The sequence below is a fragment of the Ewingella sp. AOP8-B2-18 genome, assembly GCF_052376015.1.
In the GTDB taxonomy this organism is placed as follows: Bacteria; Pseudomonadota; Gammaproteobacteria; order Enterobacterales; family Enterobacteriaceae; genus Ewingella; species Ewingella allii.
On the sequence record NZ_JBQSVB010000001.1, the window covers coordinates 205,601 to 219,223 of the forward strand.

A 13,623-nucleotide genomic window follows, 5' to 3' on the forward strand; every position below is an offset into this window, starting at 1 on the left:
GATTCGTTCGCTTGCCGCCTACCCACGGCGCGAAAGGCTTTGCGGGAGGTGCGGGGTGTTGGCTGCGTTCGTTCACCCGAATCACATACTTTATGTATGCTCATCGGGATTCACTTACTTGCCGCCTTCCTGCCTCAAGAATGGCTTTGCGGGGAGCTTGGATGGCCTCAAACACAAGGCAAAAGGCTTTTAGGGCTGAGCAGTGCTAACTAATTTAATGATTTAAGGAATTTATATGCGTGTCAGTAGTTCACAGACGTCGAGCATTATGTTGCAGAGCATCGATCATTCGTCGCAGCAGATGGGTAAGTTGATGACTGAGATGGCGAGCGGCAAGCGCGTGTTGGTGCCGTCGGATGATCCGATTGCCAGTACGCGAGTGACTCAGCTGAATCAGGAAGAGTCGGCTATTGACCAGTATCAGGAGAATATCACTACTGCCTCGGGCAGTATGGCGCAGCAGGAAACGGTGCTAGGGACGGTAAGTGACTCCTTGCTGGCCGTACGTGATGATCTGGTGCAGGCGGGAAATGGTACGAACGATGCCGAAGCCTTGAACAGTTTCGGCAGTGAAATTGAATCACTGACGGAGTCGATGGTGGCCGCCCTGAATTACGCTGACGGCGACGGTCATTACATGTTCTCCGGCACCGCCAGCGATCAGCAAGCCATCACGCAGGATGCTGACGGTAACTATGTTTACAACGGCAATGAAGAGCATCGCACCGCCACGGTGTCGAACGGTGTGGAAATCGATACCAATGTTAGCGCCGGAGAGATGTTTTTCAGCGGCAGCGAGGGCTCGGATATTTTCAACACCCTCAATGACTTAGCGACCATGCTGCAAGACCCGGATATCGACCCGACGGATCCCGACGTGCAGGCCAGCATTTCCAGCGCGATTGATAGCGTTGATCAGGCTATCGACCAGGTTTCCGGTGGCATTTCCCAGCTGGGTGAAAACCAGAACACGCTAGAGATGATATCTAATGCGCAGACCGGCATTTCGACCACTAACCAGACCGTTATTGGCTCGATGACCAATTTGGATTACGCCACCGCCGCGACAGAGCTTGATGGCCTGATGGTGTCGGTTCAGGCCACTCAGGCCACTTACGCCAAAATCAGTCAGCTGAGTCTGTTCAGCGTAATTTAACGTTTCCCCAGAGGCTTTTATGCAGGTCGGCTTACGTACTTCCACATCCACCGCACTGGCATCGCCGCTTAATCGCGGCGTGATTGGCGCCACCAGCGTCACTCACGCGCCTAAAATGAATAACGGAGATTTTCCTGCGTCGCCGGTGATTGCCACCCGTCCGCAGCGTTATAGCGTCCAGCTGAACGATCAGCTCACCCGTTTACAGCAGGCCGATGCTTATTTGGCGAATGTCGAAAACGCCACGCTGAACTACCGCCACAGTTTAAACGGCGGCCATACTAAGCAGCCTGACGCCCTGGCGCACGATAGCCAACAGTTGCAAAGTCTGCTTAACAAGCGCAGTCAGCTTTCCGGCGGCACGGTGGATAGCCAGCTCAACAGCGTGGTGCAGGGGAACGCGCAGGTCGATTTTGGCCTGCCGGAAGTGGATAGCTGGCTGACTTCGCCCCCTGAGGCGACGTTGCTGTTTAGCCGCGACGGCAGCCAGAAGAAGGTGATGACGGCGATAAACCTGCCGCAAGAGGCGAGTTCGGCCCAGCGTTTGCAAGCCCTGAACCACAGCCTGCGCCGTATCGGCGTACGGGCGCAGACCGGCGAACAGCCGGGGCAGTATCGCTACAGCTGTAATGAAAGTCAGTGGGCATCGGTGAAAAGCAGTTTGAGCGTGTCGATTAACGGCGATGGAAAGTTGGCGCGGGCCGATAAGAAACTCCAAATGATCGAACCGCAAAGTATCAGCAGCCAATTGAGCGATTTGCCGCAAATGGACAATCGCAGCGCGCAGTCGGTGCTGCAAAGTACGCTGGATAAAATCAGCAGTCAGCGGCAATCGCTGGCCCGTCAGCAGGAACAGGCCCGTTCGGCAATCAGTAATATGGCTGACTATGGTAATGATGACTCCGCCAGCCGCGCGGCTGAAGGGCTTTCCAGCCTGTTATCTGGCGTAAATCAGCACTATCAAACGCTGGCTGAGGCCGTCAATGGTCAGGCAAATCTGCCTGCTGCGACAGTAAGAACCTTACTGGGCGAGCAAGAGTATTAAATTTTTATCTACTTATCGCCGTTGCAGTTTTGTGACGGCAGCGGGGATAAGTCCTCGCCAAGCATCATGATCAATTTTAAACCACTACCTACCAGCACCTGTTGGCTGCCCTCCGCCGTATAGAGCCACATTGGCAATGGGCGGTTACTGAGGTAGCTATTTTGAATATCGCCTATACGCGGCTTTGAATCAGGCTGAAAGAACATTGGCTTAAGCATATAGACACGTTGGTTTTCGGATGGGGTACCCGGGTAGGCGCAGCGAATGATCGCCGCGCGGTAGCGAAAGTCGTTATCCCCAGACATGTTGATTTCTAACTGCTTTTTATCCTGCGAAGCGACCAACGAAATCTGATAAATCTCTTTTGAATCATCACGAAGATTGTAATAACCATATTCGGTGCGCTGAAAGGTGCTGGCATGAACGGCAAAGCCAAGGCACACCAGCAGGCCGACGCATAACTTATGGGCAATTCGGCAGTTCATTGAGCGTTCTCACTGATTCGTTATAAATAAGCATGGGCAGTTTTTCGGAATATTGAGCCCAGTTGTGAATATCCATCAGCAGCTGCGAATGGATATTACAGCGGTTGGTAAGGCTTAGGTTGAGTGACATGACATTGACCCCGAGGTGATACCGCATCTGCATCTTGGCCTGCCGTTTTTCCAGCTCGGTATCCAGTCGAGTGAGCTGATTTTGCAGGTCGCTGGAGATAGGTTTGGTGCCGATATCCTGTGAGACGTCGCCCGGCATCTGCAAAGCAAAGATCTGAGTATGCTTGGCGTTAAATCGCATGTCGGGCAGCTCTTTGACTTGCAGCTCGCTGGAGGAGACGTCGATTTTCTTCGCGTACCATCCCCAGGCCGCCGCAACCACCACAACCGCAACCAGTGCGCCAAGCGTGATGGCCCATCGCCGATGTTTATTCCGCGCTTGGACAGGGAGGGAGGGGGCAACCGGCGCGGGAATATAAGCTGACGGCGGTTTCTCTGGCTCGCTGTTGAGCACCTGCTCTTTATTCTCACTTCCATTCTCAATCTCAACCTCGCTCTGACCCCTATCCTCTGCCAGCAGGGGGGCAGGGGGAGCAGGCGGTTGATTTTGCGTATCGGGAGACAGGAAGCTGCCGTCTAACAGATAGCCTTTTTTAGGAACGGTTTTGATGATCTGCTGCTGCTTACCGTCATCCCCCAGCGCGTTACGCAGGGCGTGAATAGCATTCGGCAGGCTGTTATGACCTACCACTCGCGTTTTCCACGCATGCTGGGTTAACACTTCACGAGTGAGCACCTGATTGGGATGCTCAAGCAGCAGAGACAACAGCGCAAATTGATATTCGCCCAGACGTTTGGTTTCAGCAGTATCGGCATGGGTTATGCCATTTAAAGAACTATCTAAACGCCAGCCGTTGATAAGAAAAGACATAATAGGGTTCGCATCACTCTGAATTAATTAATTCTATTATAGGAAGATGAGTATTGTGGGGCGTTTTTGCCGACTCTCGCAGAAATCTATCGTGAATATGATTTATCTCAATTATCCCTGTAGAGCTGCCGTACTCCTCGCCGATTTTAGTGATTTTGGCACTTAATCCTAGAAAGGACAGTTTTTGAATAGGTAAAAAATGCCAATCTTTCAGATGGTTGCAGATAAATCATATGTTAATAGGATGATCTTTATAAAAAGCCAATAATATTCAAAGGCTTGAGGCTGCTTTTTGCTGGGAAAATTTTTTTCGATCTATTTTTAGTTTGCGACTTCATTTTTGTCTCCGCTGTACCGTTTTATCTCAGTGTAACGTTCATTAGGACGCTTTTAATTTAATACGCTAAGGAGATTTAAAATGGGCTTATCAATTTATACCAATGCTGCTTCAATGGCCGCTAATAACGCACTGCAGAAAAGTAACAATAGCCTGGCTACTTCAATGGAACGTCTGGGTACCGGTAAGCGCATTAACTCCGCGTCTGACGATGCGGCCGGTTTGCAAATCGCTACCCGTCTGCAATCTCAGTCAAACGGTATGGATGTTGCGATGCGTAACGTCTCTGACGCGACTTCCATGTTGCAGACTGCCGAAGGCAGCTTCGACGAAATGACCAACGTGCTTTACCGCATGAAAGACCTGGCAACGCAAGCAGCTAACGGCACGAACTCACAGGATGACCTGGATGCGATGCAGGCTGAATATGACCAGTTAGGTCAAGAAATGAACAGCATGATGAACAACACCACTTACGGCGGCCAAAGCCTGCTGGGTGTTTCCGGTACTCTGGGTAAATCTGGCGGCGTAACCTTCCAGATTGGCGCACAAAGCTCAGATACCATGACCGTTAACCTGAGCAGCCAAATGGGTAAACTCGATACCCAGTTGAAATCCGTCAGCGCGGCTTACACTAACCCATCTAAAGCAGCTAATGCTTCTGGTGTACAGGGTAATGAGTTGACCAACGCCAGCAGCGCTAACGCCATGATTGACCAGCTCGACAGCGCGCTGTCAGCCGTCGGTTCCGTGCAGTCAGCGCTGGGTGCGTCTATCAACCGTATGGGCCACACTTCCGCTAACCTGCAAAACATGAAGGACAACACTGACGTGGCTATCGGTAACATTATGGATACCGACTACGCGGCAGAAGCCTCCAACATGACGCGAGACCAAGTGCTAGAACAGACCAGTATGACCATGTTGAAACAGTCCAACTCCATGTCCAGCATGGTGATGTCACTGCTGCAATAAGTGATGCTAAAACCCTCGAGCAAAAAAGAACACTGCCCTCGGGCGGTGTTTTTTTTCGCCGAGTATTTCCTTTCTGCCCGCCAAAAGGACCGGAAAATTTCCGCCAAAGCGGAAGTGACTTTTCCGTGTGAATTTTAAAATTCCTTATAAATCAGTTAATTAATAATTGGCACGCCGATTGCTATTACAAGCTATATCCGCAGGCGATAGCAACTCAATGGCGAAGGAGCCCAAAGTCATGATTAACCCGCAACAGTTGGCGACTCAGTTCGCCACGCTCGACGTACAGACTCAGGTCGACCAGCTGAATCGCCAGCAAAGTACCCTTAACAGCGAATCTACGGCGCTAACCACATTACAGACCGCGCTGACTGACTTTCAGACCGCGATTGATGTCTTGAACGATACCGAGTCCGGTGCCTTGGTTAACGCGGCCACGGTAAGCAATGACGCCGCGGCGACGGTTAGCGCCGACTCTACCGCGCAGCCGGGCAGCTACTCGTTTTATGTCGAATCACTGGCCAGCGCCCAGCAGTTTGCCTATCAGGGCATCGCTGAAAATGACGTCCCAACCAAGGGGGTGGTGTCGATTTCTCTCGGTGATTCCGAGGACGTTATCTCCATCGACCTCTCCACTATTGATGAAGACGGGGATGGGTTGAACTCCGTGAATGAATTTGCCGACGCCATTAATGACAGCCCGGACAATCCCGGCGTCACCGCCTCGCTGGTGAAATCTAATGGGCAGACTTCCTTGTTGCTGACCAGCGACGACACCGGTGCGGCTAACACCCTGCATGTCGAAATGACCGGCGTGCCGGACAGCACCTTCTCAAAATCGCTTTTGGCCCCGCAGCAGCTCTCCCCGGCGAGTGATGCGGTGGTGTATCTCGGCGGTGACTCGACTTCGGGCCTGAAGATGACCAACAGCAGCAATACTTTTGACGACCTGATTGAAGGGGTGTCGATCACTTTCAACGAGGTCAATGCGCCAAACAGCGCGCCGGTGAAAGTCAGTATCAGCACCGATGAGAGCGCCTCACAGGCTCAGGTGCAAACCTTCGTCGATGCTTATAACGCCCTGGTTGACTCACTTGACTCCCTAACCGCCTCCGGCGGCGGGGACGATAACGCCACGCGCGGCGCGATGGCGGGGGATGCTGGCATCACTTCACTGGAAAGCCAGATGCGCAATTACATCCGTCAGGACTACGACGGCGTATCGCTGATGGACTACGGCGTTTCAGCCGATACCGACGGCCATTTGGAAATTGATGGCACCGAGTTCGACGACATGATGAAAACCAATCCTGAAGGATTGAACAGCATTTTTGTCGGCGACGACAGTCTGGTCGGCAAGCTCGATGCTTCCCTCGATACCTTCCTCGACGACGATAACGGCGTGATCAAAATGCGCCAGGACGCCATTGATGACTCGCAAGAGAGGCTCGATACCAGCGCCGACTCCTTACAGCAGCGCTATGACAGTGCTTATAACCGTTACCTGACCGAGTACACCAATCTGATGGTTACGATGACAGAAATGGAAAACACCATGGCCGCGTTTCAAGCGTAGTGCACCACATTAAAGAGAACCCAAGTATGAACCCCTCATTGGAAGGTTATTCGCAGTATCAGGAACTTGATTTGGCTTCAAAAACGGCCAGCGCTTCCCCCCATCAACTAGTGCTGGTGCTGTATGCCGGATTAATGGATGAGCTGGTGCGAGCTAAAAGCCACATCGAAGCCAAACGTTATGAACGCAAAGCCAAAAGCATCAATAAATGCATCGATATTCTCAATGCATTAACCAGCGCGCTGGAGTTCGATACCGGCGGCGACGTGGTGCTCAATCTGGCCCGTCTGTATGACTACTGCGTTTATCGCCTGTACGAAGCCAGCGAAGCCATGTCGGTGAGCAAAATCGATGAAGTGCTGCATATTCTCGGCAATTTGCGAGAAGGCTGGGAAGGTCTGGCACAGAAATTAGGATAAGCCATGAAAGAAGAAAAGCTAAAAATCCAACAGCTTGCTGCCCTGATGACACGCGCGGTGCGCGAACATCGTTGGTTAAAACTGCGCGCGCTGAATGTTGAAATGACGCTGCTCTTACAGCATTGCAACGACAGCGGCGCGGCGGACGACGAGTTCCGCGCGCTGGAGGCCAGAGTCCATCGCCATTATCAACAGATGATGGCGCAGTGCCAGCAGGATAGCGCCGCGCTTCAGGTCAAAATGACTCGCCATCGAGAAAACAGCGAAGGCATGAATGCCTACGGTCAGCTGGCTCTGGTTACGGGGGCGAAATGAAAGCTGCCACTGCATTGATCGGTAAATTGATGTCCAACCCCACCATGCAGGGGAAAGGTGAAAAAGCCATTGCCAACATCAAACAAAATACCCAGCCGACGGCGAAATCTGACGGGCAGGGGTTTGATTTCAGCAATCTGATGCAAAACAAACCGGCGCTGAAAGCATTGGCCGAGCGTTTTGCGACTCAGGCTAAACCGAGTCAACAAGACGCCGACAGCAGCACGGTTGTAGCGGGTGATGATACCCAGCAGGCCCAGCAGTGGCTGGCGCAGCTCCTGGCATCTCCCCAGAATCTGCCATTGCCCAGCGGCACGCTGTTTAGCGGGCAGCTGGCTGATAGGCAGAGTGGGGCCGTTGCGCTGCCCGCTAGCTTATTACCCGGCTTGATGAAGCAGGCCCAGCAGGCGGGCGGAGCCGATTCGCAAAAATTATTGCAGCAGATGATGCAAGTGCAGGGCGGCAACCAGCCGACGCAGAACCCGCTTTCCGGCGCGGATAAAAACGCGCTGGTGGCGATGATGCAGACGTTAATGCAGCAGCAGTCGCCAACCGCCACCGCACTGCCGGATACCGCCACGCCTCTTCAGCAGGTACAAGCCACGCTGGCGAGCGCGCTCAATATCAACGGCCTGCAGGGCAGTGCGCCGAAAGGTGTACGCCAGCCAGAGTTGCGTCAGAGCGATCGGCCGGTATTAGAGGCGATAACGCGCGGCAAAGTGCTGAATGCCACCCCCGTCAACGACGGCCCGTCGCTGCCGGTTACCCAGTTGATGAGTGGGGCACAGGTCGACGATCGCGCGGCGAACACCACTTTGCCGACTCTCACCGCCACGCTGGATCCGCAGCGTGAAGACTGGGACCAGCAGCTGTTCTCTCTGCTGAAAGATCGCATTCAGGTGCAGATGGACGGCCTACATCAGACCGCCACCATCCGTCTTGATCCGCCTTCGCAGGGGAAAATTGATATTTCGATTCAGTTCGAAGCGGGCAAGTTGCTGGTCAATATCAATGCCGGTCAGGCCGATGTCTATCGAGCACTACAACAGCTCAGTGAGTCACTCCGCCACCAACTGACGGCACAGAATTTTGTGCAAGTTCAGGTGCAGGTGTCGACCGGCGATTCGTCCCAGCAGCAACAGCATCAGCGAAATACTGCCCGAGAGCAGGAAAATGGCGTCAGCCAGGCACAAGAGATCACTTCGAAGGATAGCGAAGGGCCGGTTGACAGTACCCTTATAACCAAAGTGTGAGATGAGGATTATGGTTAAGAAAATACTCGGTGGCCTACTGTGTTTGATTTTATTAGTGGTCACCGTGGCCGGTGTCAATATTGGTACGCATTTCTATTTTAAAAAGGCTGATGAAAAAGCCGCGACGGTGAAACATGGTGCGGATGACGTAATTGTCGAAGATCCGAAAGCGCCTGAGCCAATATTTGTTTCGCTTCCTGAAGTGGTTATTACCCTGCAAGGGCCTAATGAGCACTACATGCTGACTGAAATTGTTCTTGAGGCAAAAGATATTAAAGCGCAAGAGCGTTTGAACTCCATGCTGCCTTTATTACAGAGCATTACGGTGAATAGTCTCTCCAATGAGGATTATGAGCATTTGCGTCAGAAAAAAATAAGTGATTTACGCATTGAGTTGGATAACGCCTTTAAGCAGGAGTTTAAAAGCCGAAAAATGAACGTGCCTTATAAAACCTTGCTGCTGAAGCGTGTGATATTCCAATAAAACAGCCATTTATTAGGGCCCTATTATGCAAGCTGACTATTCAACGGCTGAGTCACCCCTATCCGGATTTCAGGATGTGCCGCTATTAACGCCGCAGCAGGAGAGCCTCTACCTGCAAAATTATTTGCCGCTGGTGAAGCGCGTCGTTAGGCAGCTCAGCCCTCAGTGTAGTGCGGTACTCGACAAGCAGGATATGGAGCAAATCGCGCTGATGGGGCTACTGGACGCGCTGCGCCGCTACGGTCAGCCAGACCACGGCTTCGGCGGCTATGCGGTGTTTCGCATTCGCGGATCGATTCTTGATGCCCTGCGTGAAATGGACTGGCGGCCGCGCCGTCTGCGCCAGCAGGTGCATCAAACCCATGATGATATTAAGGCGCTGGAGAAGAGTCTGGGACGTGAACCAACCTTCAGTGATATCTCGAGCGCGCTGCATCTAAGCGCAGAGGAATATCATGAATATCTGCAATTGGAGAGCGCGCGAACGCTAGCGAGTCTGGATGAGTTACTGGACAACGGACAGGAAGACATTGGCTCCAGAAGCAGAAAACTGGAAGAGGAATTTGTCACTCAGGAAACGCTACGCGAGGCGATAAATAAGCTAGAGCCTCGCGAGCAAACTATTCTGGCGCTCTATTACCAGAAAGAGTTAAGTCTTAAAGAGATCTCCGTCGTGCTGAATATTTCAGAAGGCCGAGTTTGTCAGATTAATAAAATTATCGCCGAAAAAATAAAACAGCATTTTTGCGGCGACTCATGCGTTTAAATGCATCTCATTCTTAATGGTTAAAGCAGGAAAAAAATAATGCAAAAGCTCATCGGTGGACTCATCGTTTTACTCTGTGTTTTTGGTGGATATATGTCCGCAGGTGGCGAAATTATTGCAATATGGCAGCCTGCCGAAATCGTCATTATTCTCGGAGCCGGTTTAGGGGCCATGGTTATCGCTAACCCGGTCCATGTATTAAAAGATATTTGGCATCAATTAAAAGCCGTATTTGGTAAACGCGATACCGGAGAAGAGTTTCAGCGTCAGTTATTAATTACACTGTATGAGCTGCTGGAAATGGTGCAAAACGGCGGTCTTCGCGTGCTGGATCAGCATATTGAAAACCCAGCTGAGAGTGAGCTATTTCTTAAATACCCGATGATCCTCAAACAGTCTCGCTTGGTGGGCTTTATCTCGGATAACTTCCGCCTAATGGCCATGGGTAAAATCAACGAGCACGAGCTGGAAGGGATTCTGGAGCAGGAGCTGGCGGCCATTGAAGAAGAGATGCTGGCCCCGTCGAAAGCCCTTCAGCGTATCGGCGAAGCGATGCCGGGCTTTGGTATTTGCGCGGCGGTGCTGGGTATCATCATCACCATGTCCTCTATTGACGGCTCTATCGCCATGATCGGTCTACACGTGGCGGCGGCGCTGGTGGGGACCTTCCTCGGCGTCTTCTTCAGCTACTGCTTTATGGACCCCCTCGCCAGCGCGATGGATTCACAGGCCAAGTCTGAACTCTCAATGCTGGAGTGCGTGCGTACCGTGCTGGTAGCGCATGCAGCAGGCAAACCCACCCTGCTGGCAGTGGATGCCGGGCGTAAGTTGCTGCATCTGGCCTCTAAACCGACGTTCGCCAATCTGGATGCTTGGGTGAATGCTATGGTGGAGCAGGAAGAATAATGAAAAAGTCCGGACGCCCTACGGTCCACACCACCATCATCAAACGCTCCGGTAAGAAGCACCACGGCGGGCATCACGGCGGCGCGTGGAAAGTGGCTTTTGCCGACTTTACTCTGGCGATGATGGCCCTGTTTATGGTGTTGTGGATTGTCAGCTCAGTTAACCAAAAAGAGCGCGAAGAGATTGTCGCCGCGCTGCATGACCAGTCGATTTTCAAAGGCAATGTGTTTGCCCCCCTTAGCTCGATTGGCAAGAACAATTCTGTTATCGCCAAGCCGCTGCCGGTGACCTATAAAGAGCCGCAAAAAACGCCGCCGGTCATTGAGAAACCTAAGCCGACGCCGCCAAAACCGGAAGAAAAGCCGCCGGTGAATGTGCGCCAGCAAGAGGTGAACGCCGCCGACAAGATGGACGCGCTAAGCAGCAAAAAATCGGCCCGCGAGCTGAGTGAACTGGCGGCCAATATCAACACCATCGCCAAGAAAAACCATATGGAAGCCAATTTGGAGATTGAAGTGATCCCGCAGGGCTTGCGAGTACTGATTCAGGACGGCCATGATCGCGATATGTTCCAGCGCGGCAGCGCCAGCCTGACGCCGTTCTTCCGCACCTTGCTGACCGAATTGGCGCCGACCTTCAACAACATTGATAACAAAATCATTATCAGCGGCCACACGGACGCGGTGATGTACAAAAACCAGGCGATGTACAACAACTGGAATCTGTCCGGTGACCGCGCACTGGTGGCACGTCGCGTGCTAGAGCAAGCCGGCCTTGCCAAAGGCAAAGTGCTACAGGTTAACGCTATGTCCGATCAGATGCTGCTGGACCCGAAAAATCCAGAAAGCGCTCGTAATCGCCGGATAGAAATTATGGTGCTAACCAAAACCGCGTCAGATTCGCTGTACGAATTCTTTGGCGATCGCGGCGATAAAGTGGTCGAGCCGCTGACGCAAAAAATAGAGAAGCGGGAGGGGCTGTCGACATCGACTTCGGCGTCCGCAGAGTAAATGTGATGAACATCTTCAACCTGATATGTGAACCTTCGGTGCTCTTGCCGACGCTGCATGAGCCGGGGGCCTCAACGGCACGTCGCCTGCTGGCTGCTTTTGTGATGAGCGGCTGTCTGCTGCTGGCGATGACGCCGCTGCGCGCCATCGCCGCGCCGACCCAGCGTAGTCAGGTGGTGAAGAAGAAGGTGCACAAAGTCAGCAGTAAACCCAAGATAACCAGTAACAAGAAAACCCCTGCGCCGACGGTGAAGCTAAGCTTCGCCGCCCAGCAGCGGGCCAAAAATCGTGAGCTGCTGATGCACCATCCGGTCAAGGTGGTAGCGACCAGCTACGGCGATAAGCCGCTGAAAACGGCCAGCACCTCAAACCTGCACAGCTCGGCGGCGCAGCGGCAGGCTAATCGCCAACTTATCGCCCAACATCCCGACTGGTTTAGCCATCAGAAACGGGAAAGCGTAGCTCCCGAGGCGCTAGGCAGCGACAGCATTGCGCTGGCTTATCGCGACCATCTGCAACAGACCACGCAAAAAGCCATGTCGACCCTGATGAAACAGTTGGGGAAACCCTATGTCTGGGGCGGAACCTCGCCGAGAATTGGCTTTGATTGCAGCGGATTGGTCTACTTCGCCTACCATGGCCTGCTGACGGAAGGGATGCCGCGCACCGCCAACGGCATGTATCGCCGAGCCAGAGGCAAGACCATTACTCAGAGCCAGTTAAGGCGCGGAGATCTGATCTTCTTCCACATCCATACCCAGCAAAACGCCGACCATGTGGGCGTTTATCTCGGCGACGGCAAATTTATTGAATCGCCGAGAACCGGCGAGGATATTCGCATTAGCACTCTGAATGAGCCTTTCTGGCAGGATCACTATCTCGGTGCCAAACGGGTGCTGACACCGGAAACCATTATCTAAACCGCCGTTTACTCCGCATCAAACCAATCGTGGTTCTGCTCGGCAATCGGCGTGATGGTGGAAATCATCTCTTGCAGGTGAATACGCATCGCGCGCTCGGCAGCGTCAGGATTGCGGGCTTTCAGCGCGCTAAGAATGTTGTCGTGCTGCTCAATCAGGCTCTCCGGCGGCGAGACTTTGCTCAGCGTCAGGAAGCGCACGCGGTCCATGGTCGCCTTGATATGCTCCACCGTTTCCCATGCCAGGCGGCAATCAATGATCTGCGCGATTGAGCGATGAAACTCATCATCTAACAGCAAGAACTCCTGCGTTTGTTGGCTCTTCGCCGCCAGCCGCTGGCGCTGCAAATTGTGCTCCAGTATCAACAGGTCATTGTCAGTGGCGACACTCGCCGCGCGGCGCACCACGGCGGTTTCCACGGCTTCGCGAATAAAGCGGCCATCGGCGACGCGCTTGGCTGAAATCTTCATCACAAAGGTGCCGCGCTGTGGCAAGACCTGCACCAAGCCTGCTTCCGCCAGCTTAATAAAGGCTTCGCGCACCGGCTGGCGCGACACGTTGAACCGCGACGAAATCTCTTTCTCCGATAACAGGGCGCCGGGGGGGATCGCGCAAGTGACAATATCCTGACGCAGGGTGCGGTAGATCTGCTGGTTAACCGGCACATTATTGAGAAATTCGTAAGTTTCAGTCATGGGCACATTGATGTTGTAGCGGCTGGAATAGGCCGAATAGTACCATGACTTTTCACAGGATTTTGCGAATGCATTAGAAGGGCGTGAACCAAGGGGCAAAAACAACAGATAAAAAAATCCCGCTCAAGGTGGGCGGGATGTCGTAATGCTTTACGAGGGGATAGTCCAATGAGATGCAACGTCTTATAGGGGAATAAGTGCTTGCAGACTCATAATAACGTTCGGTATTAGCGCTTCAAGATGAAACTGGTAAATTTCACTTAAGTTTGGTGATTCAGGATTTATCCTAGCGTCCGGCGCGGAGCCCGTATGCCTGTCGCGGGCAGGGCCAAAACCAAAGC

15 protein-coding genes are annotated in these 13,623 nt (G+C 52.8%); 12 read left to right on the top strand and 3 right to left on the bottom strand.

Annotated elements, in window-relative coordinates; genetic code table 11:
- The first annotated feature begins 235 nt into the window (after positions 1-235).
- Positions 236-1,156, top strand: a complete 921-nt coding sequence (gene flgL / locus ACT3RR_RS00950; RefSeq protein WP_353501297.1) for a flagellar hook-associated protein FlgL — start codon at positions 236-238, stop codon at positions 1,154-1,156.
- 19 nt (positions 1,157-1,175) lie between these two features.
- Positions 1,176-2,201: a flagellar hook-associated protein gene (locus ACT3RR_RS00955; protein WP_353501298.1), complete on the top strand. Its 1,026-nt coding sequence runs from the start codon at positions 1,176-1,178 to the stop codon at positions 2,199-2,201.
- An 8-nt stretch (positions 2,202-2,209) separates the two neighbouring features.
- On the opposite strand, the gene ACT3RR_RS00960 is transcribed toward ACT3RR_RS00955, so the two are convergent.
- Positions 2,210-2,686 carry a hypothetical protein gene (locus ACT3RR_RS00960; RefSeq protein WP_496199567.1) on the bottom strand — a complete coding sequence of 159 codons (477 nt, stop codon included), beginning with the start codon at positions 2,684-2,686 and terminating at the stop codon, positions 2,210-2,212.
- Positions 2,664-3,626 carry a winged helix-turn-helix domain-containing protein gene (locus tag ACT3RR_RS00965; RefSeq protein ID WP_496199568.1) on the bottom strand — a complete coding sequence of 321 codons (963 nt, stop codon included), beginning with the start codon at positions 3,624-3,626 and terminating at the stop codon, positions 2,664-2,666. Before ACT3RR_RS00965 ends, ACT3RR_RS00960 begins: the two co-directional genes overlap by 23 nt.
- 418 nt (positions 3,627-4,044) lie before the next feature.
- On the opposite strand from ACT3RR_RS00965, the gene ACT3RR_RS00970 reads away from it, so the two are divergent.
- The 10 genes from ACT3RR_RS00970 to ACT3RR_RS01015 all read left to right on the top strand — a co-directional run bounded on the left by ACT3RR_RS00970 (position 4,045) and on the right by ACT3RR_RS01015 (position 12,587).
- Positions 4,045-4,938: a flagellin N-terminal helical domain-containing protein gene (locus tag ACT3RR_RS00970; RefSeq protein WP_353501301.1), complete on the top strand. Its 894-nt coding sequence runs from the start codon at positions 4,045-4,047 to the stop codon at positions 4,936-4,938.
- Between the two features lie 238 nt (positions 4,939-5,176).
- On the top strand, positions 5,177-6,514 hold the full coding sequence (gene fliD, locus ACT3RR_RS00975) for a flagellar filament capping protein FliD (RefSeq protein WP_496199569.1): 1,338 nt from the start codon (positions 5,177-5,179) through the stop codon (positions 6,512-6,514).
- Between the two features lie 26 nt (positions 6,515-6,540).
- Positions 6,541-6,933: a flagellar export chaperone FliS gene (gene fliS / locus ACT3RR_RS00980; protein WP_353501303.1), complete on the top strand. Its 393-nt coding sequence runs from the start codon at positions 6,541-6,543 to the stop codon at positions 6,931-6,933.
- A 3-nt stretch (positions 6,934-6,936) separates the two neighbouring features.
- A complete protein-coding gene (locus ACT3RR_RS00985) occupies positions 6,937-7,248 on the top strand; it encodes a hypothetical protein (RefSeq protein ID WP_353501304.1) in 312 nt (103 codons plus the stop codon).
- Positions 7,245-8,501, top strand: a complete 1,257-nt coding sequence (locus ACT3RR_RS00990; RefSeq protein ID WP_496199570.1) for a flagellar hook-length control protein FliK — start codon at positions 7,245-7,247, stop codon at positions 8,499-8,501. Before ACT3RR_RS00985 ends, ACT3RR_RS00990 begins: the two co-directional genes overlap by 4 nt.
- Positions 8,502-8,511: 10 nt before the next feature.
- On the top strand, positions 8,512-8,985 hold the full coding sequence (locus ACT3RR_RS00995; RefSeq protein ID WP_353501306.1) for a flagellar basal body-associated FliL family protein: 474 nt from the start codon (positions 8,512-8,514) through the stop codon (positions 8,983-8,985).
- Positions 8,986-9,010: 25 nt separating this feature from the next.
- A complete protein-coding gene (locus ACT3RR_RS01000) occupies positions 9,011-9,751 on the top strand; it encodes a FliA/WhiG family RNA polymerase sigma factor (protein WP_353501307.1) in 741 nt (246 codons plus the stop codon).
- 39 nt (positions 9,752-9,790) lie between these two features.
- A complete protein-coding gene (gene motA, locus ACT3RR_RS01005) occupies positions 9,791-10,657 on the top strand; it encodes a flagellar motor stator protein MotA (RefSeq protein WP_353501308.1) in 867 nt (288 codons plus the stop codon).
- Positions 10,657-11,667, top strand: coding sequence for a putative lateral flagellar export/assembly protein LafU (gene lafU, locus ACT3RR_RS01010; RefSeq protein WP_496199571.1), 1,011 nt, complete (start codon positions 10,657-10,659; stop codon positions 11,665-11,667). The genes motA and lafU overlap by 1 nt, the downstream gene beginning before the upstream one ends.
- Positions 11,668-11,672: 5 nt before the next feature.
- Positions 11,673-12,587 (top strand): C40 family peptidase, encoded by a 915-nt coding sequence (locus ACT3RR_RS01015; protein ID WP_485901938.1) that lies wholly within the window; start codon positions 11,673-11,675, stop codon positions 12,585-12,587.
- An 8-nt stretch (positions 12,588-12,595) separates the two neighbouring features.
- On the opposite strand, the gene ACT3RR_RS01020 is transcribed toward ACT3RR_RS01015, so the two are convergent.
- A complete protein-coding gene (locus tag ACT3RR_RS01020) occupies positions 12,596-13,282 on the bottom strand; it encodes a GntR family transcriptional regulator (RefSeq protein ID WP_353501310.1) in 687 nt (228 codons plus the stop codon).
- Positions 13,283-13,623 lie beyond the last annotated feature (341 nt).